This window comes from Streptomyces sp. NPDC007896 (genome assembly GCF_042959425.1).
Classification (GTDB): Bacteria; Actinomycetota; Actinomycetes; order Streptomycetales; family Streptomycetaceae; genus Streptomyces.
Map to the genome: position 1 here is coordinate 1,679,786 of NZ_JBIBKX010000001.1, position 24,315 is coordinate 1,704,100.

18 protein-coding genes are annotated in these 24,315 nt (G+C 71.4%); 14 read left to right on the forward strand and 4 right to left on the reverse strand.

Translation table 11 applies throughout. The annotated features are described in order from the left end of the window. Window positions 1–16 precede the first annotated feature (16 nt). The 9 genes from ACFZDJ_RS07400 to ACFZDJ_RS07440 all read left to right on the forward strand — a co-directional run bounded on the left by ACFZDJ_RS07400 (window position 17) and on the right by ACFZDJ_RS07440 (window position 14,857). Window positions 17–850: a 2-phosphosulfolactate phosphatase gene (locus tag ACFZDJ_RS07400; RefSeq protein WP_391056722.1), complete on the forward strand. Its 834-nt coding sequence runs from the start codon at window positions 17–19 to the stop codon at window positions 848–850. A gap of 225 nt (window positions 851–1,075) precedes the next feature. Continuing rightward, on the forward strand, window positions 1,076–2,509 hold the full coding sequence (locus ACFZDJ_RS07405) for an extracellular solute-binding protein (protein WP_391056724.1): 1,434 nt from the start codon (window positions 1,076–1,078) through the stop codon (window positions 2,507–2,509). Window positions 2,510–2,516: 7 nt separating this feature from the next. Continuing rightward, window positions 2,517–3,857, forward strand: coding sequence for a carbohydrate ABC transporter permease (locus ACFZDJ_RS07410; RefSeq protein WP_384910823.1), 1,341 nt, complete (start codon window positions 2,517–2,519; stop codon window positions 3,855–3,857). Beyond that, a complete protein-coding gene (locus tag ACFZDJ_RS07415) occupies window positions 3,854–4,762 on the forward strand; it encodes an ABC transporter permease subunit (RefSeq protein ID WP_391056726.1) in 909 nt (302 codons plus the stop codon). The genes ACFZDJ_RS07410 and ACFZDJ_RS07415 overlap by 4 nt, the downstream gene beginning before the upstream one ends. A gap of 149 nt (window positions 4,763–4,911) precedes the next feature. Continuing rightward, a complete protein-coding gene (locus ACFZDJ_RS07420; RefSeq protein WP_390926767.1) occupies window positions 4,912–7,176 on the forward strand; it encodes a CDP-glycerol glycerophosphotransferase family protein in 2,265 nt (754 codons plus the stop codon). Between the two features lie 165 nt (window positions 7,177–7,341). Beyond that, window positions 7,342–9,579, forward strand: coding sequence for a CDP-glycerol glycerophosphotransferase family protein (locus ACFZDJ_RS07425; protein WP_391056729.1), 2,238 nt, complete (start codon window positions 7,342–7,344; stop codon window positions 9,577–9,579). Between the two features lies 1 nt (window position 9,580). Next, complete coding sequence (locus tag ACFZDJ_RS07430; protein ID WP_391056732.1) at window positions 9,581–11,791, forward strand: CDP-glycerol glycerophosphotransferase family protein; 2,211 nt, start codon at window positions 9,581–9,583, stop codon at window positions 11,789–11,791. An 8-nt stretch (window positions 11,792–11,799) separates the two neighbouring features. After that, entirely contained in the window at window positions 11,800–13,170 is a 1,371-nt protein-coding gene (locus ACFZDJ_RS07435; protein ID WP_391056910.1) for a hypothetical protein, read from the forward strand. A gap of 46 nt (window positions 13,171–13,216) precedes the next feature. Next, window positions 13,217–14,857 (forward strand): hypothetical protein, encoded by a 1,641-nt coding sequence (locus ACFZDJ_RS07440; protein ID WP_391056735.1) that lies wholly within the window; start codon window positions 13,217–13,219, stop codon window positions 14,855–14,857. Between the two features lie 75 nt (window positions 14,858–14,932). Here ACFZDJ_RS07440 and ACFZDJ_RS07445 read toward each other — a convergent pair whose 3' ends face one another. After that, window positions 14,933–15,346 (reverse strand): organic hydroperoxide resistance protein, encoded by a 414-nt coding sequence (locus ACFZDJ_RS07445; protein WP_054229732.1) that lies wholly within the window; start codon window positions 15,344–15,346, stop codon window positions 14,933–14,935. Between the two features lie 124 nt (window positions 15,347–15,470). On the opposite strand from ACFZDJ_RS07445, the gene ACFZDJ_RS07450 reads away from it, so the two are divergent. Continuing rightward, the gene (locus ACFZDJ_RS07450; protein ID WP_384910804.1) at window positions 15,471–15,986 is read left to right on the forward strand and encodes a MarR family winged helix-turn-helix transcriptional regulator; all 516 of its coding nucleotides are present in this window, start codon (window positions 15,471–15,473) and stop codon (window positions 15,984–15,986) included. A 101-nt stretch (window positions 15,987–16,087) separates the two neighbouring features. On the opposite strand, the gene ACFZDJ_RS07455 is transcribed toward ACFZDJ_RS07450, so the two are convergent. Next, window positions 16,088–17,608 carry a glycosyltransferase family 39 protein gene (locus ACFZDJ_RS07455; protein WP_391056738.1) on the reverse strand — a complete coding sequence of 507 codons (1,521 nt, stop codon included), beginning with the start codon at window positions 17,606–17,608 and terminating at the stop codon, window positions 16,088–16,090. A 108-nt stretch (window positions 17,609–17,716) separates the two neighbouring features. On the opposite strand from ACFZDJ_RS07455, the gene ACFZDJ_RS07460 reads away from it, so the two are divergent. The 3 genes from ACFZDJ_RS07460 to galE all read left to right on the forward strand — a co-directional run bounded on the left by ACFZDJ_RS07460 (window position 17,717) and on the right by galE (window position 21,742). Beyond that, the gene (locus ACFZDJ_RS07460) at window positions 17,717–18,997 is read left to right on the forward strand and encodes a glycosyltransferase 87 family protein (protein ID WP_391056740.1); all 1,281 of its coding nucleotides are present in this window, start codon (window positions 17,717–17,719) and stop codon (window positions 18,995–18,997) included. 55 nt (window positions 18,998–19,052) lie between these two features. Beyond that, window positions 19,053–20,648 (forward strand): glycosyltransferase, encoded by a 1,596-nt coding sequence (locus tag ACFZDJ_RS07465; protein WP_390928601.1) that lies wholly within the window; start codon window positions 19,053–19,055, stop codon window positions 20,646–20,648. Window positions 20,649–20,761: 113 nt separating this feature from the next. Then, window positions 20,762–21,742: a UDP-glucose 4-epimerase GalE gene (gene galE / locus ACFZDJ_RS07470; protein WP_391056743.1), complete on the forward strand. Its 981-nt coding sequence runs from the start codon at window positions 20,762–20,764 to the stop codon at window positions 21,740–21,742. Between the two features lie 156 nt (window positions 21,743–21,898). Here the strand turns inward: galE and ACFZDJ_RS07475 are convergent, their stop codons facing one another. Continuing rightward, complete coding sequence (locus tag ACFZDJ_RS07475; RefSeq protein ID WP_384910794.1) at window positions 21,899–22,858, reverse strand: oxidoreductase; 960 nt, start codon at window positions 22,856–22,858, stop codon at window positions 21,899–21,901. A 117-nt stretch (window positions 22,859–22,975) separates the two neighbouring features. On the opposite strand from ACFZDJ_RS07475, the gene ACFZDJ_RS07480 reads away from it, so the two are divergent. Continuing rightward, window positions 22,976–23,590 carry a WHG domain-containing protein gene (locus ACFZDJ_RS07480; protein WP_391056745.1) on the forward strand — a complete coding sequence of 205 codons (615 nt, stop codon included), beginning with the start codon at window positions 22,976–22,978 and terminating at the stop codon, window positions 23,588–23,590. Window positions 23,591–23,661: 71 nt separating this feature from the next. On the opposite strand, the gene ACFZDJ_RS07485 is transcribed toward ACFZDJ_RS07480, so the two are convergent. Then, on the reverse strand, window positions 23,662–24,309 hold the full coding sequence (locus ACFZDJ_RS07485; RefSeq protein ID WP_099922356.1) for a response regulator transcription factor: 648 nt from the start codon (window positions 24,307–24,309) through the stop codon (window positions 23,662–23,664). Window positions 24,310–24,315 lie beyond the last annotated feature (6 nt).

Sequence of the window (24,315 nt, forward strand, 5' to 3'; positions counted from 1 at the left end):
GCCACACTCGGCCGTCATGAGTGACGTGAGTGACTGGTATCTGCAGCAGGCGTACGGGGTCCGGTTCGAGTGGGAGGCCGGTGGGGCGGAGCAGGTCGCGGGCGGGGTCGGGTGTCTCGTGGTGGTGGACGTGTTGTCGTTCACCACCTCCGTGAACGTCGCCGTCGAGGCGGGGACCCGGGTCCACCCCTATGCCTGGCGGGACGAGACGGCGCCCGTCTTCGCCCGGGACAACGCCGCGAAACTGGCCGTCGGACGGCGGGCGGTCACCCCGGCCTCTCCCTGGTCGCTGTCCCCCGCCGCGCTGCGTCGGGCCCCGTTCACCCCCCGGCTCGTCCTCCCCTCGCCCAACGGATCCGCCATCGCCGCGGCGGCGGCCGGATCGACCGTGGTCGCGGGCTGTCTGCGCAACGCGTCGGCCGTCGGCCGATGGCTGGCGCTCCATGGCTACGGGACCCTCGAACGGCCACTCGCCGTGATCGCCGCGGGCGAGCGCCGGCCGGACGGCAGCCTGCGGCCCGGGCTGGAGGACCTGATGGGAGCAGGAGCGGTCATCGCCGCACTCCGGGCGACGGGCTGCGCCGGACCGCTGTCGCCCGAGGCCGCCGCCGCAGGGACCGCCTACACCGGGACCCCCGACGCGGCCGGCGCCGTGGCCGCCTGTTCCTCCGCCCTGGAACTGGCCCAAAGCGGCTTCGCCGACGACGTGGCGATCGCGGTCGAGGTGGACGCGAGTACGACCGTGCCCGTCCTCACCGACGGCGCCTTCACCGCGGGCACTCACACCGCCGGTAGCCCTCTCGACGGCTCGGCCCACACCGGCACCGTCCACCCCACGCCGCCCGACTGACCCGCCATCACCCGGCGTTCGAGTCCTCCGTGCGCCCATTCCACCGCCGGAGCGCCTCCGCCGCACAGAGTCCGCACCGCGTTCGCACAGCCGCCCACGTCACGACCCAATCACGATCACCCACTTGACAGCGCAGGCGCTCTTGCCGCCCTCGATGCCCCAGGCGTAGACCAGAGCGCACGGGACAGCGCCGGACGTTCGACGAAGAACGAGAACGGGGCAGTGATGCACAGAGCTCTTCGTACACACAGGTCGCCCAACCACTCGACGCACAGGTCACGCAGAGCCGCACAGAACCGCAGGTCACCCAGGGCCGCACAGGCCGCAGCAGCCGCCGTCGTCGTCGCGCTCGCCCTCACCGCGTGTGGCGGTGGCAGCAAGGACAAGAAGGAAAACGGCGGTACGAGCAGTGCCAGTGCGAGCGGCGACACCGTCACCCTCCCCAAACTCGACGGCGAGAGCCTGGAAGTCGCCGCCGTCTGGACCGGCGAGGAGCAGAAGAACTTCAAGACGGTCCTAGCGGAGTTCGAGAAGCGCACCGGCGCGAAGGTGACCTTCGTGGCGGCCCAGGACCCGATCATCAACTTCCTCGGTTCGAAGATCGCGGGCGGCCAGCCGCCGGACGTCGCGCTGCTCCCGCAGCCCGGCGCCATCAAACAGGCCGTCGACAAGAAGTGGGCCAAACCCCTCGGTCCCGAGGCCCTGGCCGAACTCGCCAAGAACTACTCGCAGGGCTGGCAGGACATCGGCAAGGTGGGCGGCAAGCAGTACGGCGTGTACTACAAGGCCGCCAACAAGTCGCTGATCTGGTACAACGCCAAGGTCTTCGAGAACGCGGGCGCGAAGGAGCCCAAGACCTGGCAGGAGCTGCTGACCACCGCGCAGACGGTCTACGACTCCGGTGTCACTCCGTTCTCCGTCGGCGGCGCCGACGGCTGGACCCTCACCGACTGGTTCGAGAACGTGTATCTCTCCCAGGCGGGCCCGGAGAAGTACGACCAGCTGAGCCAGCACAAGATCAAGTGGACGGATCCGTCCGTCAAGCAGGCCCTCACCACCCTCGCCGGGATCTGGGGCAAGAAGAACTACGTCGCGGGCGGCGCGAACGGCGCCCTGCAGACGGAGTTCCCGGGCTCCGTCACCCAGACCTTCACCGGCGGCGACCAGCCCAAGGCGGGCATGGTCTTCGAGGGTGACTTCGCACAGGTCAACATCGGCGAGACCAAGGCCAAGGTGGGCACGGACGCGAAGGTGTTCCCGTTCCCGGCCGTGGGCAGCGCGGCGCCCGTGGTGTCCGGCGGCGACGCGGCCGTCATCCTGAAGGACTCCAAGGCGGCGCAGGCACTGGCCACCTTCCTGGCCTCCCCGGACGCGGCGACGATCCAGGCCAAGCTGGGCGGCTACCTCTCCCCCAACAAGAACGTGCCGAACTCGGCGTACCCGAACGCGGTGCAGCAGAAGATCGCCAAGTCCCTGATCGCGTCGGGCGACGACTTCCGCTTCGACATGTCCGACCAGGCCCCGCAGGCCTTCGGCGGCACGCCCGGCAAGGGTGAGTGGAAGGACCTCCAGGACTTCCTGAAGAACCCGACCGACGTCGCCGGCACCCAGGCGACGCTGGAGAAGGACGCGGCGGCGGCGTACGGCAGCGGAAGCTGATCCGGCGATGACGTCGGCAACGGCCGGAGGAACCGCACCGGCTCCTCCGGCCCGAACGCGCAAGAGCGTGACCGGCACGCGCAGGACCGTGGCGGTGCTGTTCCTGCTGCCCTGTCTCGTGCTGCTCGGCGCGCTCGTGGTCTACCCGATCGGGTACTCGCTGATCCGCAGCTTCGTCAACCAGTCCGGCGACGGTTTCGCCGGGGTCGACAACTACAAGGCGCTGTTCACCGACGACGGCATCCGTACCGCCCTCAAGAACAACGTCATCTGGGTCGTGTTCGCGCCCACCGTCGCGACCGCGCTCGGTCTCGTCTTCGCGGTCCTCACCGAACGGGTCCGCTGGGGCACGGCGTTCAAGCTGGTCGTCTTCATGCCGATGGCGATCTCGATGCTCGCCGCGGGGATCATCTTCCGGCTGGTGTACGACCAGGACCCGAACAAGGGGGTCGCGAACGCGGTCTGGGTGGGGGTGCACGACACCTTCGCCGAGTCGTCGGCGTTCCCGAACGCCCACCCGGGACGGCAGTCGCCGCTCCGGCCGGAGAAGGGCGGGTTCCTCACCCAACAGGCCGTGCACGCCGGGCAGTCCGTCACCCTTCCGCTCGTCGGGGTCGCCCCGGACAAGATGCCGAGCGGCGCGAAGAAGGCCGTACAGGCACCGTCCGAGCCCGGCAAGGTCACCGGCACCGCCTGGCAGGACTTCACCCGGGGCAAGGGCGTCGGCAGGCTCGGCCAGGTCGACCCGGGCGAACTCGGCTATGTGGGGATGAAGATCGAGGCGGTGAAGGACGGCAAGGTCGTCGATTCGGCGAAGGTGCGGGGCGACGGCACCTTCACGCTCTCCGACAAGGCCGACGGGGCTCGGCTCCGGCTCCCGGCGAGCAACTTCCGCGAGCCGTACAACGGCGTCGACTGGCTCGGCCCGTCGCTCGTCACCCCGGCCGTGATCGGAGCGTACGTCTGGATGTGGGCCGGCTTCGCCATGGTGCTCATCGCGGCGGGGCTCGCCGGTGTGCCGCGTGAACTCCTCGAAGCGGCGCGGGTGGACGGGGCGAATGAGTGGCAGGTGTTCCGAAGGGTCACCGTTCCACTGCTCGCGCCCGTCCTCGCCGTCGTCCTGGTCACGCTGATGATCAACGTGCTGAAGGTCTTCGACCTGGTCTTCATCATCCCGCCGGGCTCGTCCCAGGACGACGCGAACGTGCTGGCCCTGGAGCTGTACCGGAAGGGCTTCTCCGAGGACCAGCCGGGCATCGCGAGCGCGATCGCCGTGTTCCTGCTGCTGCTCGTGATCCCGGTGGTGTGGTTCAACGTGCGTCGACTGCGACGGGAGGTACGGCGATGACCACCCAGGTCGGCGGTCCGACGAAGACCGCGCCCCTCACCGGCGTCAAGGCCAGGCAGTCGCTCGGCTCCCGGCTCGCGAGCGGTGTCAGCGGCGGGATCGTCCGGGTCTTCCTCCTGCTCGTCGGCCTGTTCTGGCTGGTGCCGACGGTCGGGCTGCTGCTGTCCTCGCTGCGCACACCGGAGGACATGAGCGCGTCCGGCTGGTGGAAGGTCTTCAGCGAGCCCTCCCAGCTCACCGTGGACAGTTACCAGAAGCTCCTGGAGAACAGTGACATCACCGGTTCGCTGGGGAACACGGTGCTGATCACCGTCCCGGCGACCGTCCTCGTCGTCGTCATCGGCGCGCTCGCGGGCTATGCCTTCGCCTGGATGGAGTTCCCGGGCCGCGACTGGTGGTTCCTGGCGGTGGTCGGTCTGCTGGTCGTCCCCGTGCAGGTGGCGCTGATCCCGATCGCCGAACTCTTCGGCAAGATCGGCATCTTCGGCACGATCTTCGGGGTGATCCTCTTCCATGTGGGCTTCGGTCTGCCCTTCGCGGTGTTCCTGCTGCGGAACTTCTTCGCGGAGATCCCCCGGGAGCTGCTGGAGGCGGCCCGGCTCGACGGCGCGGGTGAACTGCGCCTGTTCCTGCGGGTCGTGATGCCGCTCGGCGGTCCCGCGATCGCCTCGCTCGGCATCTTCCAGTTCCTGTGGGTGTGGAACGACATGCTGGTCGCGCTGGTGTTCTCCGACGCGGGCAGCCAGCCGATCACGGTCGCACTCCAGACGCAGGTACGCCAGTTCGGCAACAACATCGACGTGCTGGCGCCCGGCGCCTTCATCTCGATGGTCATCCCGCTGGCCGTGTTCTTCGCGTTCCAACGTCAGTTCGTGTCCGGGGTGATGGCGGGCGCGGTGAAGTAGCCGGACAAATAACCACATCAGGGGCGAGCCGGACACCGGCTCGCCCCTCGGCGTTCACCCGGAATCCCCCGTATGCCACATCTGGCGTAACCAAGTCACTCCTTCGGCCGTTGCCGGGCAGTATGCCCGCGCCGACCCATGGATGTCCCTTGCCCAGGTTCAGTGTCATCGTCCCCGCGTACAAGGTTCAGGCGTACCTGCACGAATGCCTCGAATCCGTGCTGGAGCAGTCCTATCCGGACCTCGAACTGATCGCCGTCGACGACTGCTCGCCCGACGCCTGCGGCGCGATCATCGACGAGTTCGCCGCCCGCGACTCCCGGGTCCGCCCGGTCCGCCTGCCGGGGAACGTGGGCCTCGGCCGCGCCCGCAACGCGGGGCTCGAACACGCCACCGGCGACTACCTGGTCTTCCTCGACGGCGACGACACCCTCACCCCGGACTCCCTGCGCGCGATCGCCGACCGGCTGAAGGAGACCGCCGAACCGGACGTCCTGGTCTACGACTACGCGCGCACCTACTGGAACGGGGACATCGTCCGCAACCACTTCGCCGAGCAGCTCAGCGAGCGAGGCCCCGCGCCCTTCCGGCTCGACGACCGGCCGGGGCTGCTCAGGGTCCTGATGGTGGTGTGGAACAAGGCGTACCGAAGGGAGTTCGTCGAGCGCGAGGGCCTGTCCTTCCCGCCCGGCTACTACGAGGACACCCCCTGGACCTACCCGGCGCTGATCTCCGCCGAGACGATCGCCACCCTCGACCGGGTCTGTGTGCACTACCGCCAGCGCCGACAGGGCAACATCCTCGGCACCAGCAGCCGGGGGCACTTCGACATCTTCGAGCAGTACGACCGTGTCTTCGCGCATCTCGACGCGCACCCGGAGCTGGCACGCTGGCGTCCGGTCCTGTTCCGCCGCATGGTCGACCACCTCTCCACGGTGTTCACCAAGCGGGGGCGGCTGCCGCGCGGCACCCGCGCCGAGTTCCTGCGCAAGGCCCGCACCCACTACCGCCGTTACCGCGCCCCGGGCGCCCCCGTCCGCCCCCGCACCCGCCTGCGGCACGCCCTGGTCCGGCTCGGCAACCACCGCACGTACCGCCTGCTCGGCCTGGCCACGAGTACCCACAAGAAGGTCCTGCGCGGCGTCAAGGGACTGCTGCGCAAGGTCCGCGGCGGCGCCCTCCAGTTCCACTACCGCGTCCAGCTCCGCCTGCCGCTGCGCGCCGACCGAGCCGTCTTCTCCAGCTACTGGGGGCGCGGCCACGGCTGCAACCCGGGCGCCCTGGAGTCCGCGTTCCGCGAGCTCGCCCCGCACATCCGTACGGCGTGGATCGCGCACCCCGAGCACCACCACACGATCCCGGCCTCGACGCGCCGCCTGCGGCCCGGTACGACGGCGTACTGGACGGCGCTCGCCCGCTCCAAGTACCTCGTCAACAACGTCAACTTCGACCGCCGACTGGTCAAGCGCCCCGGCCAGATCATGATCCAGACCCAGCACGGCACCCCGCTCAAGTACATGGGCCTCGATCTCCAGGACCGCCCGGCGGCCGCACGTGACACCGACTTCGCCGAGCTGCTGCGCAGCGCCGACAAGTGGGACTACTGCCTGTCGGGCAACCGCCACTCCACCCTGATCTGGGAGCGCGTCTTCCCCGCCTCGTACACGACGCTGGAGTACGGCCTCCCCCGCAACGACGTGTTCCAGCGGGCGACCTCGACGGACGTCACCCGGCTGCGCCAGTCCCTCGGCATCCCCGAGGGCACGGTCGCCGTCCTGTACGCGCCGACCTACCGCGACTACCGCCGCACCCAGCGCCTCGCCCTCGACCTGGAGCGCGTCCTGCGCCGGCTCGGCCCCCGGTTCGTCGTCCTGACCCGCGCCCACCACTCGTACGCCGCCGCGCTGAGCACCCGCTCCGGGGCCCGGCTCATCGACGTCTCCGACCACCCGAGCATCGAGAACCTCTGCCTGGCCTCGGACGCGCTGGTCACCGACTACTCCTCCCTGATGTTCGACTACGCGGTCCTGGACCGGCCGATCGTGATCCACGCGGACGACTGGGAGGCGTACCAGGCCTCCCGGGGCACCTATTTCGACCTGCGGGACTTCCCGCCGGGCGCGGTCGCGCGCAGCGAGGACGAGCTGATCGACATCTTCGCGACCGGCCACTGGCGCGGCTCCCGTTCGACCCAGCTGCGGACCGCGTTCCGCGAGCGGTTCTGCCCGTACGAGGACGGGCGCGCCGCCGAGCGGGTCGTACGCCATGTCGTGCTGGGCGAGAGCGGCGGGCTGCCGCGGGTGCTGTCGCCCGCGCAGCGCCACCCGGTCCCGTCGGCCGCCGCCCGCACCCGGACTCCCCTGGCCACCGTGCCCGCGCCCGCCACCCCCGTCACCGTCGCCGAGACCCTCTGAACCGGAGCAGGCATGCCCTCCAGCCCCTCCCGGCCCACACCGACGAGACCCGTCACCTGGCGCCCCGCCGGGCGGCCCGGGCGCTGACACCCACCGGCACCCCAGCAGTAGCCCAAGAAGCAACCAGAGAAGCAAGCCCAGTGAAGTAAGCAGAGAAAGAGCAGAATGCCCCGCTTCAGCATCATCGTCCCCACTCATGGAGTCGCCGGGCGCCTGGCCCTCGCACTGGACTCGGTCCTCGACCAGTCCTTCGGCGACTTCGAGCTGATCCCGGTCTGCGACGGGCCGGACTCCCCGGCGGGCGAGGTCGCCGCCGGGTACGCCGCGCGGGACTCCCGGGTCGCCCCGGTGCACTCACCGCCCGCGGACGGACTGAGCGGGGCGCGCAACACCGGGACCGGGGCGGCGGGCGGCACGTATCTGCTCTTCCTCGACGGCGACGACGTCCTGGTGCCGGGCGCGCTGGCCGCCCTGGACCACAGACTCCAGGAGGGGCGCGAGGAGGTGGACGTCCTCTACTTCGGGCACGAACGCGTCCACTGGTGGGACGTCGAGACCAGCACACCGCCGCTCCCGAAGACCCCGGAGGGGGTGTTCACCCCGGACCGGGCGCCGCGGCTGACCGGGGCGGGCCTTCCGGCGTGGAGCGCGGCCTACCGCCGGGCGTTCCTGCGGGAGCGGCGCCTCGCCTTTCCCCCGGGGCACTTCACGGATCTCGGCTGGGGCGGCCTGGTGACGGTCGCCGCCGGGCGGCTGGCGGTGCTGCGCCAGGTCGTCGTACGGCACCGGCCGCGGCGGCAGGGCAGCCGCTTGAACACGCCGGGCGAGCACCAGTTCCAGCTCCTCGACCAGATCGACCTGGTGCTGAGCCGGGCGGCCGAGGAGGAGCTGTCCGTGGAGCGGTCGCGGGCGCTGTTCGGCGACCTCTTCGCGGCGGTTCTGAAGTCGGCCGCCCATCCCAAGCGGCTTCCGCTGCACCGGCGCCGGGCCTTCTTCCGGCGTGCGGGCCGCCTCTACCGGCGCCACCGGCCCGCCGGGTTCCGGCCGCCGCCGGGCCGCATCGGGGTGCAGTACCGGCTCCTGGCGGCCGGCGCGTACAGCGCGTTCCGCGCGCTGCGCGGCGTCAGCCGGCGGATGACGAGGGCGGGGATGGGGGTCCCCCCTGGTCGAGCGAAGTCGGGAGCCTGGGGGAAGCTGCCACGTCCCCGACGGCTGAGCGCCCGCGCACGGTACGCCGTGCAACTGCGCCTCCCCCTCGACGAGAACCTCGTCGTGTACTGCGCCTACTGGGGCCGCGGTTACGCCTGCAGCCCGGCCGCGATCCATGCCAAGGCCCTCGAACTCGCCCCGCATCTGCGCTCGGTGTTCCTGGTCGAGGCCGACGCGGTGGACCAGGTCCCGGACGGTCTGGAGTACGCGGTGATCGGCAGCCCGCGCGCCTGGGAGGTGCTGGCCCGTGCCAAGTACCTGGTCAACAACGCCAATTTCGCGGACGGTGTCGTCAAGCGGCCCGGCAGCGTGCACCTGCAGACCCAGCACGGCACACCGCTGAAGACGATGGGCGTCGACCAGTCGACGTATCCGATCGTGGCCGCCGCGACCGGCAGCTTCACCAAGCTGCTGGCCCGGATGGACCGCTGGGACTACAACCTCTCCTCCAACCGGCACTCCACCCAGATGTGGGAGCGGGCCTTCCCCGGCACGTACGAGGCCCTGGAGTACGGCTATCCGCGCAACGACGTCTACTACACGTCGACCGCCGAGGACGTGGCCCGCGTCCGCGCCCGACTGGGCGTCCCCGAGGGCAGGACCGCCCTCCTCTACGCGCCCACGCACCGCGACTACAGCACCGGCTTCGAGTCCCGGCTCGACCTGGAGGCCTTCTGCGAGGAGATCGGCGACGAGTTCGTCGTGCTCCTGCGCGCCCACTACTTCTACGACGAGGGCAGGGGCAGAAGCAGCGGCCGGATCATCGACGTGACCCGGCACCGGTCCTCGGAGGACGTCTGTCTGGCCGCCGACGCGCTGATCACGGACTACTCGTCGATCATGTTCGACTACGCCAACCTCGACCGCCCGATCGTCGTGTACGCGGACGACTGGGAGGTCTACCGGGAGACGCGGGGCGTCTACTTCGACCTGATGGAGGCACCGCCGGGCCCGGTGGTGCGCACCCCGGGGGAGCTCGCGGGGGCCTTCCGTGACCGCTCCTACGCGGACGACTCCTCGCGGGCCCTGCGGGCCGCGTTCCGTGAGCGCTTCTGCCAGTTCGACGACGGGCAGGCCGCCGAGCGAGTCGTCCGCAGGGTGCTGCTGGGCCGGCCGCCCGAGGCGATCCCCCCGGTGATCCCCCTCGCCGAGCGCCTTCCGGCCCCCGCCGCGTCCACCCTCGTAAGGAGCTGACGTGCCCCGCTTCAGCGTCATCGTCCCCGTCTTCAAGGTGCAGGGCTTTCTGCGCGAGTGCCTCGACTCGGTCCTGGACCAGTCGTACACCGACATCGAGGTGATCGCGGTCGACGACTGCTCGCCGGACGGCTGCGGCGCGATCCTCGACGAGTACGCCGCCCGCGAACCGCGCCTGCGAGTGCTGCACCTGCCGCAGAACGTGGGCCTCGGCCGCGCCCGCAACGCCGGAATGCCGTACGCGACGGGGGACTTCCTCTTCTTCCTCGACAGCGACGACTCCCTCACGCCGGGCGCCCTGCGCGCCATGGCCGACCGCCTCGACGAGACGGCCGACCCCGATGTGCTGGTCTTCGACTACGCGCGCACCTACTGGTGGGGCGGTACGCGCCGCAACGTCCTCGCGCAGGTGCTGGCCGAGGGCGGCGACGGCTGCTTCACGGCCGCCGAACACCCGGAGATCCTCGACCTGTTGATGGTCGTGTGGAACAAGGTCTACCGCCGCGCGTTCGTCGAGCGGGAGGGCTTCACCTTCCCGCCCGGCTACTACGAGGACACCCCCTGGACCTTCCCGGTCCTGCTCAGCGCGGAGCGGATCGCCACCCTGGACCGGATCTGCCTGAACTACCGGCAGCGCCGTCAGGGCAACATCCTGTCCACCACCAGCCGCAAGCACTTCGACATCCACGACCAGTACGAGCGGGTCTTCGCCTTCGTCGACTCCCGCCCGCAGCTGTCGAGCTGGCGCCCGTTCCTGCACCGCAAGATGGGCGAGCACTGTCTGGACATCCTCGCCAAGCCGGACCGGCTGCCCGCGTCCGACAAGGGCGAGTTCTTCCGGCGTACGGCCGCCCTCTTCCGCAAGCACAAGGGCGGCGGCCCGGTGCCGCGCGAACTGCGCGTCCTTCAGGGCGGTTACGCGACCTACCTCGTCCGGCGCCAGTCCGGCCGGCTCGGCGCGGAACTCGGGCGGCGCGGGCTCCAGGTGCGCAGGGCGGCGGCCACCCGGGTCAAGAGCGGCTGGTCCGCGGCGTACGAGCACCGGTCGTTGGACCCGGACCTCGCGGTGTACTCGGCGTTCTCGCACCGCGGGGTGCTCGGCGACCCGGGCGCGATCTATCACGCGGCGCGCGAACTCGCCCCGCACGTCCGGGGGGTGTGGGTGGTGCGCGAGGACCAGGTGCCGCTGCTGCCGCCCGGCGTCGAGTACGTCCTGCCGGACTCGCTCGGCTACCGCCGGGTCACCGCCCGCGCCACTTATCTGATCAACAACGTCAACTGGCCCGGCACCCTGGTCAAGCGCGCGGGCAGCGTGCATGTGCACACCCACCAGGGCACCCCGCTGAAGTACATGGGAGCCGACCTGCGCGACAAGCCCGGCGCCCGGCACGGCTTCGACGTGCCGCAGATGCTGCGCCGTGCCGACCGCTGGGACTACAGCCTGGTCGCCAACCGCCACTCCGAACTGGTCTGGGACCGCGCCTACCCCTGCCACTTCACCTCGCTGCGCACCGGCAGCCCCCGCAACGACGTCCTCGTACGGGCCCGGCCCGAGGACGGTGCGGCGGTCCGCGCCCGCCTCGGCATCCCGGCCGGCCACCGGGTGGTGCTGTACGCGCCGACGCGCCGCGACTACGTCCGCGGCGGGCTCGTCGACCGGATCGACCTCGCCCGGTTCGCCGACGACCTCGGCGAGGGCCACACCCTCCTCGTACGGCTGCACCCCTCGCTCACGGACGGCCCCTCGCGCGGGAGGGGCCTGTCCGAGCTGCACCGGCGCGGGGTCGTGCTCGACGCGACCGACGAGCCGCACGTCGAGGACCTCATGCTCGCCTCCGACGTGCTGATCACGGACTACTCGGCCCTGATGTTCGACTACGCCAACCTGGACCGGCCGATCGTGATCCACGCGGACGACTGGGGCGCGTACGCCGCGAGCCGGGGCGCATATTTCGACATCACGGCCGACGCGCCGGGCCATGTGGCCGGCTCCTACCGCGAGTTGGCGTGGATGTTCGCGTCCGGGTCCTGGCGGGACGAGGAGTCGGCACGGCTGCGGGCCGGGTTCCGGGAGCGGTTCTGCGCGTTCGACGACGGGCGGGCGGCCGAGCGGGTGGTACGGACGCTGATGCTCGGCGAGCGCCTCGAGCACCCGGTGTCGGTGGCGGTGGTGCCCGCGCAGGCGGGACACGACGTCCTCACGCCGTCGTGAGCGCCCTCATGACCGTCCTCGGCCCGTTCGTGAAGCCGCGACCGCCCCGGTTCTGGGTGATCGTCCTGGCCGCCGTGTTCGCCGTGCTCCAGCTCGCGAACGTCACCGGCCGCGACACCCCCGACACCAAGAACTACCTGTCGTACGCCCTGAGTCTGCGCGGCGCGAGCAAGCACGAGGCGGCCGCGGCCACCATCGACTACGCCTGCGCCGGCCGGGCGTCCATCGCGCGCCGTGACCAGAGCGTCAACGTCGTCCACTTCCGCGAGCCGAGCCCGGCCGGGCAGGTCGTCGAGGAGTGCCGACGCGACCAGTGGGGGTGGGTCTCGAAGCGGCTGAGCGCCGGTCAGACGGCGGGCCACACCGTGCCGTTCATGCCGCCGCGCTTCATGCGGATCTTCGAGGCGCGCCCCGGCTACCCGGTCTTCCTGGTCCCCTTCATCACCGTCCTCGGTGTGAAGTGGGGCCTGTGGACGTCGAGTGTCCTCATCACGGTCACCGGGGGCGTATTCGCCTTCCTGGTGCTGCGCACCCTGCGCGCCCCCGCCGTCGCGGCGCTGACCGGACAGGCCCTCTTCTACGTCCTGCCGTGCGGCACGACCGCCATGCGGCCCATGACCGAGGGCCTGCTGCTGGCCCTGACGCTGGCCGCGCTGTGGGGCTGCGCACTCGCTCTGGGGGGCCGGACGCGGGCCGCGACCGCGCTGGTCGGCGGGTCCCTGGCCGCGCTCTTCGCCGTCAAGCACTCGCAGGCCCTGTTCCTCGGGCTGTGCCTGGCGGGCGCGTGTGCGGTGCTCGGCATCCGGCGCGGAGGGGTCCGGCAACCGCTGCGCAGGCTCGCGCGGCCGCTGCGGGAGGTGGGGGTGGTGGCGGCTTGCGGGGTGGCCGTCACCCTGCTCGCGGCGAAGGTGCTGGGCTACCCGTCCGAGTCGGAGTCCCTCCAGGACCTGCTCACGGCCCATTTCTCCCGGCCCGACCGCAGCCGCCCGTGGCCGGAGTTCCTGGACCTGGAGGTCAACTTCTGGGTGGAGTGGCTGCGCCGCGAGCTCTGGGAGCCGTTCTTCCTGACGGCCCTGCTGGCCGGGGCCCGGGGCGCGCTGCGGCAGCGTCCGGCCTTCGGGGTGTTCCTGGTCGCGGGCGCGCTCACCGGCGTCCTCAACCAGGCCGCACACCCCGACATCAGCATCCACGGCGACCGGCTGATCGTGCTGGCGTGGGTGCTGCCGGTGGTGGGACTTCCGCTGCTGCTGGAACAGGTCGTACGGCCGCGGGTGCGGGGTCTCGACACGGTGCCGGGCCCTCTTCGGGCGGACGCGGGGCTGAACACCGCAACGGACGCCGGGATGGACGCCGGAATGGACGTCGGAGTCGCTCGATGAGGTGAAGTTCGGCAAAGCCGTCGGCTTCGGTGGGCATATACGACAAATGACCCGAACAGCTCAGACCGAGGGCGACCTCCTCGTCCGGCGGACCGCCCGCGGCGCGACCGCGCTGCACGGCGCCCCCTGGCGCCCCACGCCCTATCAGGTCTTCGGCGGACTGTTCGGGCTGGTGCTGTGCCTCGCCTCCTGGCGGGTGCCGATGTGCTGCGACTTCGGCCAGCACGCGGCGGTCGTCGAGCGCCTCCGGACGAACCTCCTGCATCCGGCCCATCCGACGGCGGACCTGCCGGGCGAGGGCAGCCCCTTCTACTCGCCGTACACCGTGGCGCAGGGCGCCTTCGCCCGGCTGACGGGCCTCGCGGGCTGGGAGGTGGTCCGGCTCTCGGTGCCGCTGAACCTGCTGGTGCTGCTGACGGGGATCGGCCGCTTCGTCCGCGTCCTGACGCCCCGCCGCCCCTGGGCCCCGGTGTGCGCGCTGCTCGCGATGGTGCTGCTGTGGGGTACCGAGCGGGCCTGGTCGAGCGGCTACCTCGGGCTGATGTCGATGACGGGGAACCTCGGCTATCCGTCGACGTTCGCCATCGGGCTCACCTTCTGGGCCTGGGCGCTCACGGGCACGCTCGCGGGAGGGATCGGCGGCCCGGTCCGATACGTCGGCCCGAGCGGGCTGCGGAGCCTGTCCGGGTACAAGGGGCTCGGCGTCCTCTACGGGCTGATCCTGCTCGTCCATCCGATCACCGCGTCGGCGGCGGCGCTCGGGGCGGTGGCGTTCGTGGCCGGGTGGCAGCGGGGATGGCGCGCCGCCGTGGCGGCCCGGTGGGCGATCACGGGGGCGACGGCGCTGCTGACCGCCCACCTCTGGCCGTACTTCGACGTCCTCACGCTGCCCGGGGACCACAGCATGGACGCGATGCACCGGCGGCTGTACGAGGGGGTGCCCGGGCACTTCTGGCTGGCGCTGATCGGGGTACCGGCACTGTGGCTGCGCGCGCGGCGCTCCTGGCGTGACCCACTGGTGCTGATGTTCGCGCTGGACTGCCTGGCGGTGGCGTACGGCTGGGTCAGCGGGCACTACAGCTACGGCAGGATCCTGGGACTCGCGCTCGTGGCACCGCAGTTCGCGCTCGCGATCGAACTGGCGGCGACGCGGCCGTGGCCGGTGTGGCGGCGGGCGCTGGGCGTGGTGGCGGCTGTCGGCGCCTGCGTCGGTTTCCTCACGGTGCAGGCCGGTGCCGTCGTACCGCGTTCACTCGATCCGGTGAGTTTCGACCAGCCGCCGCGCTGGCCCTCGTACGACTGGGCGGCGCGGCACATCAAGCCCGGCGAGGTGGTGATCGCCGACGGGTACTACGCCGCCCGTCTGATCCCGGGCTACGGCCCGAACCTGGCCGCGCCCGTGTGGCCGGACGCGGGACTGGACGAACGGGAGCGGGTACGGCGGCTCACGGCCGTCCGGGGCTATCTCGACCCCGCGTCGACGCGCGCCGGGCGCTCCGCGGTGGTGCGGCGGTATCACGTGCGGTGGCTGTTGCTGACCCGGGAGCGTCGGGTGCCGGAGGAGGCGACGGTGGTGGCCTGGAGTTCTCAGACCGGCGAGGTGCTGGCTCGGGTGGGGGCGTGCGTGAAGAGGTGTTCGCAGACCGCGGGCAGTGGGGGCCGAACGCGCAGTTCCCCGCACCCCTGACGCGCAGTTCCCCGCACCCCTGAAGGGGCACGGGGCGCAGGGCGCGTTTCACGACCTCGACGGAACTCTCCCGAACTACTCGATGACGAGCTCGACCGGGATGTTGCCGCGGGTGGCGTTGGAGTACGGGCAGACCTGGTGGGCCTGCTCGACCAGCTTGCGGCCGGTGGCCTCGTCCACGGAGTCGGGGAGCTCGACGCGGAGCGTGACGGCCAGGCCGAAGCCCTCGCCCTGCTTGCCGATGCCGACCTCACCGGTCACCGCGGCCTCGCTGACGTCGACCTTCGCGGCGCGGCCGACGAGGCCGAGGGCGCTGGCGAAACAGGCGGCGTAGCCGGCGGCGAACAGCTGCTCGGGGTTGGTGCCCTGGCCACTGCCGCCCATCTCCACCGGGATGGCCAGCTGGAGGTCGAGCTTGCCATCGGAGCTGACGGCGCGGCCCTCGCGGCCGTGGGTGGCGGTGGCGACAGCGGTGTAGAGCGCGTCCATGGAGACCATCCCTCTCAAGTCAAGGTCTTGCCGGGGCAGCCGGTCCGACCGCCTCACGGCCTCAATTAGAGCACGCAATTCAATTGCGCACAACTTAATGGCGGGCAAGAGCTATCCTGGAGCCATGACCGCCATGCCGACCCCGAGCCCCCAGGCCCCGTCCGACGGGGACTACCTCCGTCTCGACCAGCAGATCTGCTTCTCCCTGAACGCCGCCTCGCGCGCCTTCGGGGGCGTCTACCGGGTGATCCTCAAGGACCTCGGGCTCACCTACCCCCAGTACCTGGTGATGCTGGTGCTGTGGGAGCACGGCGAGCTGCCCGTGAAGAAGGTCGGCGAACATCTGCGGCTCGACTCCGGGACGCTGTCCCCGCTGCTCAAGCGGCTGGAGGCGGCCGGTCTGGTGCGGCGGGAGCGCAGCGCGGTGGACGAGCGCTCCGTGCACGTCCACCTCACGGACGAGGGCACGGCCCTGCGCGAGCGTGCGCTGCTCGTGCCGCGCCGGATCGCCGCGGCGACGGGCGCGAACCTCGAGGAGATCCAGGAGCTGCAGGCCCGGCTCGACCGGCTCACGGCGGCGCTGGACGCGGCGGCACTCGACCCCGCGACCCTGGACGCGGCCGGCGCGGACGTCTCCTAGGGCCTGTCCGGCGGATCAGGTCGGAGGGAAGCGACGGCGCCTCATAAGCACAGATGTGCGTGCCAAGCCCCGCGTCTCCGGCATGATCCGCCGGACAGGTCCTAGCGGTGGCGTACGTACAGGCGAAGGGTGACGCCCCTGCGGACGATCTGCTCGCGCAGGGTGAATTCCCCGGCGAGTACGGCGCGTTTGGTGTCCTCGGTCGCGACCGAGGTGTCCGGATGCCAGTGCGGCCGGAACACGAACGGTTCGCAGATCAGCCACACCCGGTCGAGCCGGTCGAGCCGGCTGCGCAGTTCGCGCGGGCCCACTTCCGTCCCGTACAGCGTCCCGGACACTGTGGCGGACGTCTTCAGGGCGACGTCGCGCACCCCGCGGAAGCCGGCCGGATAGGCCAGCGCCGAGCGACGTGTGAGCGACGGCAGGTACAACACCGGATCGCCGGGCCGCAGTTCACGACCGGCGGCGGCGGAGACGGCGGCCAGGTTGTCGGGACGGCGGGCGGGGTCGCGGTCCTTGCGGAGCAGGGGGAACTGGACGGCGAGGACGAGGGAGATGGCGAGGACACCGGCGAGGGCGACGAGGCGGGGAGCCGCGGCGCTCGGCAGCCGCGACACCCATCCGGTCAGCCGCTCGGCCCCCGCCGCCGCCAGCAGCGGCGCCCCCGCCAGCGCGTACAGCACATACCGCTCGTCGTACAGCGGCCGGAAGCGGGAGACCGCGATCAGGACCGTCGGCGGGACCAGCAGCAGCGGCAGGGCGACCGCCGGGAGGGTCACCTCGCCGCGTCGCGAGAACGGGCGCCACAGGGCGAGTGCGATCAGGAACACGTAGGGCACGAACACCAGTTGGGCCTGGCTGAGGAACGCGTGCATCAGGTGGTCCACGCTCTTGCGATTCGGCACCGCCAGCCATGCCACCTGCGCCGACTGCCGGTGGGAGACGAGCGCGAGCGGCGACAGGACGAGCAGCGTGGCCCCCGCCGCGACACCCCATCGCCACCACACCCGCCAGGGCATCCGCGTCAGCGCCAGGGTCGCGCCGTGCGCGAGCAGGAGGAGTACGGCGAACTCGTGCAGCAGGCAGGTGACGGCGACGGTCACGCCGTACGCCCACCAGCCCCTGTCCCCGCGCAGGGCCCTCACGAGGAGCAGGGTCGCCGCCGTCGCCCCGGCCGCGACCAGGGCGTACGAGCGGCCCTCCTGGGCGAAGTGCCCGGCCAGGGGGGTGACCGCGTACAGCAGTCCCGCCCAGAGGCCGACGCGAGGGTTGCACAGGCGGATCCCGAGGGCGGCGACGAGACCCGCGGTCGCGGCGGCGCCGGCGACCGAGGGCAGACGCAGGGCGACCTCGCTGGGGGCGGGGACGAGGACGAGATGTATGAAGAGGTAGTACAGACCGTGCACCGCGTCGACGTGGTGCAACAGATGCCAGATCTGCGGAACCGAGCGCCGCGCGACCTGGTAGGTGGCCGCCTCGTCGCGCCACATGCCCCCGCGGTCGAGCCTCCAGAGGCCGAGCGTGAGCATGACGACCATGGGCAGCCCCACGGCGACGACCCGCGCCACGCGCTCGGCCGAGGCCTCCGGAGCCTCCTGGCGGTCGGCGCCGGACCGTTTCATTAACACTCTTACCCCCATGTCCAAATTCTTACTATTAACTAACCTTCGTTAGCTCTTGATGACGTATCGGCCCCCGCGAGGCATCCGAGAGCTTACGATCCGGCGTTGATGAGCGCATACCTGAGCCCCCGAGGCCGATCCCGCCTGTTCCCCCTCGCCGCCGCCTGGGTGGCGACCCGCGCCCTGATGCTGTGGCTGCTCGCGCACGACGACCTCTCCGTGCTGGGCGGCGGCGGGGTCTCCCGCGAGGTGAGTCACCTCTACTTCCGCTGGTACGAGACCCTGTCGCACGGCGCCTATCCGGCGGGCGACCGGCTGTGGCAGTACCCGCCGGGCGCGGGCCCCGTACTGCTCTCGCCCGGGCTGCTGCCGGGCCTGACGTACCCGCACGCCTTCGTGGCCCTGACGCTCGTCGCGGACGCCGTGATCGTGCTGGCCCTGGCGCGCGCGGGCAGCAGACCCGGCCGCAGCCTGCGCGGCGCGGCACTGTGGACGCTGGGCCTGCCGTTGCTGCTGCACATCCCGCTCGCCCGCTACGACGTACAGGTCACGGCACTCGCCGTCGTCTCCCTGCTGGCGCTGAAGCGCTCCCCGCGCACGGGCGGCGCGTTCGCCGCGCTCGGCGCCCTGGTGAAGGTCTGGCCCGCGCTCGCCCTCATCGGCACGCCCCGGGGCCGTACGAGCCGGGAGGCCTGGACGGCGGCAGCGCTCACGGCGGTCACCCTGCTCGCCGTCCTCGCGACGGCCTTCAGCGACCCCTTCGACTTCCTGCGCCAGCAGGGGGGCCGGGGCGTGCAGATCGAGTCGCTCGGCGGCACCGTGCTCGGCTTCGCACGCCACGCGGGCTGGCGGGGCAGCGTGCGCTACCAATACGGCGCGATGGAGTTCGTGGGCCCCTACGTCCAGACCGTCGCGACCCTCTCGCTCGCCCTGACGGCCGTCTCCTTCGCGCTCCTGCTGCTGTGGCGGGTGCGCGCACGGCACTGGACTGCGGCGACGCCGTACGACGCCGCGTTCGCCGCCGTGCTGATGTTCACGGTGACGAGCCGGGTGATCAGCCCCCAGTACATGGTGTGGCTGCTCGGTCTGGCCGCCGTGTGCCTGACCTCGCGGCACACCACACAGCGCCCGGTGGCGGCACTCGTCGTCGTGGCGACGGCGGTCAGCTCCGTGGCCTACCCTGCCCTGTACGGGGAGGTCATCGACAGCACGTGGACGGGCTGTTTGCTCATGCTCATCCGCAACGGTCTGCTGGCGGCCGCGGCGGTGCTGTCCTTCACCCGGCTCTGGCACTCCGGACTTCCCGTGCTCGTGGTGGATCGGCCGGAAAACGACACGCAGGAAAGGAACCCCCACCCAATTCCTGTCGTCTTCCGGACCGGCCACTAAGTACCTCTTAACGGAAAATTACTGTCAAGCCCTACGATTTCGGCCCGTGGATCCTATGAAACCTCACCACTCGCAGGTCTGTGTCGTCGTCATCGGTTACAACGACGCCGACCACGTGACGGACGCGGTGCGTTCGGCACTCGCTCAGGGCCCGGCCGTCCGGGAGGTGCTCGCCGTCGACGACCGCTCGACCGACGGCAGCGCCGACCTCCTCGACCGCCTCGCCGCCGATGAGCCGCGCGTGAAGGTCATACGCCGCTCCGAGAACAGCGGCGGCTGCGGCAGCCCCCGCAACGACGGCATCGACGCGGCCACCGCCCCGTACGTGATGTTCCTGGACAGCGACGACGTGCTGCCGCCGGGCGCCGTGGACGCGCTGCTCGAAGCGGCGCGGGCCCAGCGCACGGAGGTCGCGGCGGGTCTGTGCGTACGCCGCGAACTGCCCTCGGGCCGCGAGGTCCCCTGGGAGCGCGACCTGTACGCGAAGCCCGCGCTGATCCCCCACCCGTCGCAGCGGCCCCGCCTGGTCCACGACACGCTGTGCGTCAACAAGCTGTACCGAACCGACTTCCTTCGTGAACACACGATCCGCTTCCCCGAGGGCCGTCACCCCTACGAGGACTTCGTGTTCACCGCGCGCGTGCTGGCCGCCGGACCGCGCATCGCACTGATCCCCGACACGGTGTACGTGTGGCATGTGCGGCGCGGCGCCCAGCAGTTGTCGATCTCGCTGGACCGCGCGGACATCGAGAACTGGCGCTCCCGCACCGAGGCGCACCGCACGGCCCACGAGATCCTGCTCGGCGCCGGTGAGAAGCAGCTCGCCCGGGCCGCCAACGCCAAGTTCCTCGACCATGAACTGCGCATGTACGCCCGCGAGTTGGAGCTGCGCGACGCCGACTACCGGCGGGGCTGGTGGGAGCTCACGCGCACGTACCTGTCGACGTTCGACGCCGGCGACTTCACCGTCAACCCGACCGCCCCGGGCCGGCTGATCGCCCGCGTCGTGCTCGCCTCCGAAGAGCCCCGCGACCTGCCCCGCCTCAAGGAACTCGCCGCCCGCCCGGCCCGGTTGCGCCCGCCGTACGCCCGCGACGCCGACGGCACGCCCGTCTGGTCGGACGACCTCCCCCAGGTCACGCTGGACCACTACCTGGAACGCCCCGCGCACATGCTGCCCGTCGCGGTCGACGCGGAACTGCGTCCCCAGGCGCGTGCGGCACGGCTGCGGCTGCGCCTGCACGACCTGTACGGACGGCTCGCGGAGGCCGGTCCGGCCTCGGCGGACGTGGAGTTCACGCACCGGGACGAGGGCCGGATCGGGCTGAGCCTGCCGGTCGAGCTGACACCGGACGCGGACCGGGACACCTGGTCGGGCGAGCTGCCGGTGGACCTGTCGGCGCTGGGCTCGGGCACCTGGGACCTGCGGCTGCGGGTTCACTACCGTGACGGTTCGAGCCGGGACGTCACCGCGCACGCGGTCGGCGGCGGGGGCCTGCTGCGCCGCCGCGCGGTCCCGAACCTGCGCTACGGCGTCCTGCTGGTGCAGCCGTACCGCACCCACGCGGGGGCGCTGGCGCTGCGCCTGGCGCCCGGATGGGGAGGAATGACCGACGTGGTGCGCCGTCGGCTCAAGCGCCTGCTTCACTGATACGCGAGCGTCTCGGCGATCTCACCGGCGCTGCTCTCACATCTCGCAGCACCGATCTCGCACCGATTCACACCGCTCTCACACCTATCTCACTCCCGAGGGGACAACCGTTCATGACCTGGCTGATCACCGGCGGCGCCGGCTACATCGGGGCGCACGTGGTGCGCGCGATGCGGGACGCGGGCGAGGAGGCCGTGGTCTACGACGACCTGTCCACGGGCATCGCCGAGCGGGTTCCCTCCGACGTGCCGCTGGTGGTCGGCTCGACGCTGGACGCCGAGCTGCTGGCCCGCACGATCGAGGAACACGCGATCACCGGTGTGGTCCACCTCGCGGCGAAGAAGCAGGTCGGTGAGTCCGTCGACCTCCCGCTGCACTACTACCGCGAGAACGTCGAGGGCCTGCGGGTTCTCCTGGAGGCGGTGACGGCGGCGTCCGTCGGCTCCTTCGTGTTCTCGTCCTCCGCCGCGGTCTACGGCATGCCGGACGTCAACCTGGTGACGGAGGAGACCCCCTGCGCACCCATGAGCCCGTACGGCGAGACGAAGCTGGCGGGCGAGTGGCTGGTCCGTGCGACGGGCCGCGCCACGGGCCTGTCCACGGCGTCGCTGCGCTACTTCAACGTGGCGGGGGCGGCGACCCCCGAACTCGCCGACGTCGGTGTCTTCAACCTCGTCCCCATGGTCTTCGAGAAGCTCACGGAGGACGCGCCGCCGCGCATCTTCGGTGACGACTACCCGACGCCCGACGGGACGTGTGTACGGGACTACATCCACGTGGTGGACCTGGCGGAGGCCCACGTGGCCGCGGCCCGCGCCCTGGAGGCCTCTCCCGGCCGCGACCTGACCCTCAACATCGGTCGCGGAGAAGGCGTTTCGGTCCGCGAGATGATCGACCGGATCAACGCGATCACCGGCTACGACCGTCCCGCGGTGACCACGCCGCGCCGCCCCGGCGACCCGGCGCGCGTCGTCGCCTCCGCCGACCGCATCGCGGTGGAACTGGACTGGAAGGCGAAGTACGACGTCCAGGACATGATCACGTCGGCATGGGCGGGGTGGGTACGACTGCACCCCGGCGCGGCGCGCTCGTAGGGCTCGTCGCCCCAGAGCCTGTCGGTCCAGGCCCCGTCGGCCCAGGCACTGTCGGCCCAGGCCCCGTCGGCCCAGGCCCCGTCGGCCCAGGCCCCGTCGGCCCAGAGCCCGTCGGTCCAGGTCTTGCCGGTCCAGGTCTTGCCGGGCTGTCAGGACCTAGACCGAGACGGTCTGCGGGGTCCGGCCCTGGATCTGCTCGGATTCCAGCCGGGGAAAGGTGACGCCGGTCAGTTCCTCGGAGGCCGCCCACAGGCGGACCGCGGACACCGGGTCGCTGGCTGCGGCCGAGCGCCCGACCAGTGTCGGCGCGCCGCGCATCTCGCCGAGCCCGTCGGGTCCCACATAGCTGGCGCCGGGCAGGTCCTGCGTCGCGGCGTACAGCGTGGGCAGGGCGCCGGCCTTGTTGTCCTGGGCGATGAACCGGTTGCCCACCGCCATCAGCCCGCGCCGCAGCACGCTGGCGTCCCGGCCCTGGAGGCCGGTGGCGGCCCAGCCCGGGTGCGCGGCGAGGGCCCGTACGGACGACCCCGCGGCAGCCAGCCGGCTCTGGAGTTCCAGGGTGAACAGCAGGTTGGCGAGCTTGGACTGGCTGTAGGCGGCGACGGGCGAGTACTCGCCGGTCAGGTTCAGGTTCTCGAAGTGGATGCGGGGGGTGCCGGGCCCCTTGTGTGCCCCCGAGGACACGGTGACCACCCGGTCGGTGAGGTGCGGCAGCAGCAGGTTCGTCAGGGCGAAGTGCCCCAGGTGGTTGGTCCCGAACTGCATCTCGAAGCCGTCCTTCGTGGTGGCCTCGGGGATGTTCATGACGCCCGCGTTGTTGATCAGCAGATCGAGTGCGCCCCGCCAGGACGCGGCGAACTCGCGCACGGACGCGAGGTCCGCGAGGTCCAGTCGGCGCACCTCGACGCTTCCGTTGACGGTGCGGGCGGCGGCCTCACCGCGCTCCGGGTCCCGTACCGCGAGGACGACATGGGCGCCGGCCCGGGCGAGGGCGTCGACGGTGGCGATGCCGAGCCCGCTGTTGGCGCCGGTGACCACGGCCGTGCGGCCGCGCTGGTCACCGATGCCGCCCGCGTTCCACTTGCTGTTCTGGTCAGCCGAGTGCTTGGTAGCCATGCCCCGAATGTAGACGCCGACAACAATGATGTCAACGACAACAATGATGACGATGCCAACAAAGCTGACAGCGCCAACAATGTAGTCGCCGGTTACATACCGGATAGACTGTCGGGCATGCAGACCCGCCCTCGCCGCTACCACCATGGAGACCTGCGCGCCGCACTGCTGACCCGCGCCGAGGAAACACTCGAGGAGAGGGGCCCCGGCGCCCTGTCCCTGCGCGAACTCGCCCGCGACCTGGGCGTCAGTCACGCGGCCCCGAGCCGGCACTTCAAGGACAAGCAGGCCCTGCTGGACGCGCTGGCCCTGGCCGGCTTCGAACGGCTCCTGGCCACCCTGACCGCGTCGCAGGAGACCACGGGCGAGTCCTTCGCCGACCGGCTCGGCGCCCTGGCCCGCACCTACGTGGGCTTCGCCACCGCCAACGCGGAACTCCTCGACCTCATGTTCGCCGTCAAGCACGACCCGGAGGCGTCCGAGGCCCTGGTCAAGGCCTCCCAGAGCATGGGGGGCCTGGCCGCGGAACTCATCACGGCGGCCCAGCGCAGGGGCGAGGTCCGCGAAGGCCCCCTGGAGACCATCGCCATCCCGATCTTCAGCACCCTCAACGGCTTCGCGCGGCTCGCGGTCAGCGTCACCCTGCCCAGCGAAACCCTGGACAGGGACCTGGAACACGTCATCGCCCACACCCTCCGCGGCTGCGCCCCGGACACCCCCACACCACACTGACCCCATGCCCCGCCCTCAAGGGTTCGAGGGGTCATCCACAGGATGGGCAGGACTCCGGTGCCCGGTGCGGTTTACGAGTCCCTGTTGAGGTACGCCAGTACCGCGAGTACCCGGCGGTGGCCGCTGTCGCTCGGCGGCAGGCCCAGCTTCAGGAAGACGTTGCCGATGTGCTTGCTGACGGCGCGTTCCGTGACGACCAGCGTCTTCGCGATGGTCGTGTTGTCGCGGCCTTCGGCCATCAGCTTCAGGACCTCGCGCTCGCGGGGCGTGAGCGTGTCGAGCGGGTCGTCACGGCGGCGGGTGAGGAGCTCGGTGACCACCTCGGGGTCGAGAGCCGTACCGCCCGTGGCGACCCGGTCGAGCGCGTCGAGGAACTCGTCGACCCTGCCCACCCGGTCCTTGAGCAGATAGCCGACCCCGCTCGCACCACCGCCGAGCAGTTCGGCGGCGTACGACTCCTCGACGTACTGGGAGAGCACGAGCACCGGCAGGCCGGGTATCTCCTTGCGTGCCTCCAGGGCCGCGCGCAGGCCCTCGTCGCGGAAGCCCGGCGGCATCCGGACGTCGAGCACGGCGACGTCCGGCCGGTGCTCGAGGAGGGCGGGCAGCACCTCGGGGCCGCTGCCCGCGACGGCCACGACCTCGTGCCCGGCGGAGGTCAGCAGCAGCACCATCCCCTCCCGCAGGAGGGCGTTGTCCTCGGCGATCACCACACGCACGGCGGC

What these genes read in the sequence shown, in the direction of transcription:
- ACFZDJ_RS07450 (WP_384910804.1), top strand. Translation starts at nt 15,471, where the DNA reads ATGACCGCCATGCCGACCCCGAGCCCCCAGGCCCCGTCCGACGGGGAC.
- ACFZDJ_RS07445 (WP_054229732.1), bottom strand. Translation starts at nt 15,346, where the DNA reads ATGGACGCGCTCTACACCGCTGTCGCCACCGCCACCCACGGCCGCGAG.
- ACFZDJ_RS07425 (WP_391056729.1), top strand. Translation starts at nt 7,342, where the DNA reads ATGCCCCGCTTCAGCATCATCGTCCCCACTCATGGAGTCGCCGGGCGC.
- ACFZDJ_RS07415 (WP_391056726.1), top strand. Translation starts at nt 3,854, where the DNA reads ATGACCACCCAGGTCGGCGGTCCGACGAAGACCGCGCCCCTCACCGGC.
- ACFZDJ_RS07460 (WP_391056740.1), top strand. Translation starts at nt 17,717, where the DNA reads ATGAGCGCATACCTGAGCCCCCGAGGCCGATCCCGCCTGTTCCCCCTC.
- ACFZDJ_RS07410 (WP_384910823.1), top strand. Translation starts at nt 2,517, where the DNA reads ATGACGTCGGCAACGGCCGGAGGAACCGCACCGGCTCCTCCGGCCCGA.
- ACFZDJ_RS07405 (WP_391056724.1), top strand. Translation starts at nt 1,076, where the DNA reads ATGCACAGAGCTCTTCGTACACACAGGTCGCCCAACCACTCGACGCAC.
- galE (WP_391056743.1), top strand. Translation starts at nt 20,762, where the DNA reads ATGACCTGGCTGATCACCGGCGGCGCCGGCTACATCGGGGCGCACGTG.
- ACFZDJ_RS07455 (WP_391056738.1), bottom strand. Translation starts at nt 17,608, where the DNA reads ATGAAACGGTCCGGCGCCGACCGCCAGGAGGCTCCGGAGGCCTCGGCC.
- ACFZDJ_RS07465 (WP_390928601.1), top strand. Translation starts at nt 19,053, where the DNA reads ATGAAACCTCACCACTCGCAGGTCTGTGTCGTCGTCATCGGTTACAAC.
- ACFZDJ_RS07435 (WP_391056910.1), top strand. Translation starts at nt 11,800, where the DNA reads ATGACCGTCCTCGGCCCGTTCGTGAAGCCGCGACCGCCCCGGTTCTGG.
- ACFZDJ_RS07475 (WP_384910794.1), bottom strand. Translation starts at nt 22,858, where the DNA reads ATGGCTACCAAGCACTCGGCTGACCAGAACAGCAAGTGGAACGCGGGC.
- ACFZDJ_RS07480 (WP_391056745.1), top strand. Translation starts at nt 22,976, where the DNA reads ATGCAGACCCGCCCTCGCCGCTACCACCATGGAGACCTGCGCGCCGCA.
- ACFZDJ_RS07400 (WP_391056722.1), top strand. Translation starts at nt 17, where the DNA reads ATGAGTGACGTGAGTGACTGGTATCTGCAGCAGGCGTACGGGGTCCGG.
- ACFZDJ_RS07440 (WP_391056735.1), top strand. Translation starts at nt 13,217, where the DNA reads ATGACCCGAACAGCTCAGACCGAGGGCGACCTCCTCGTCCGGCGGACC.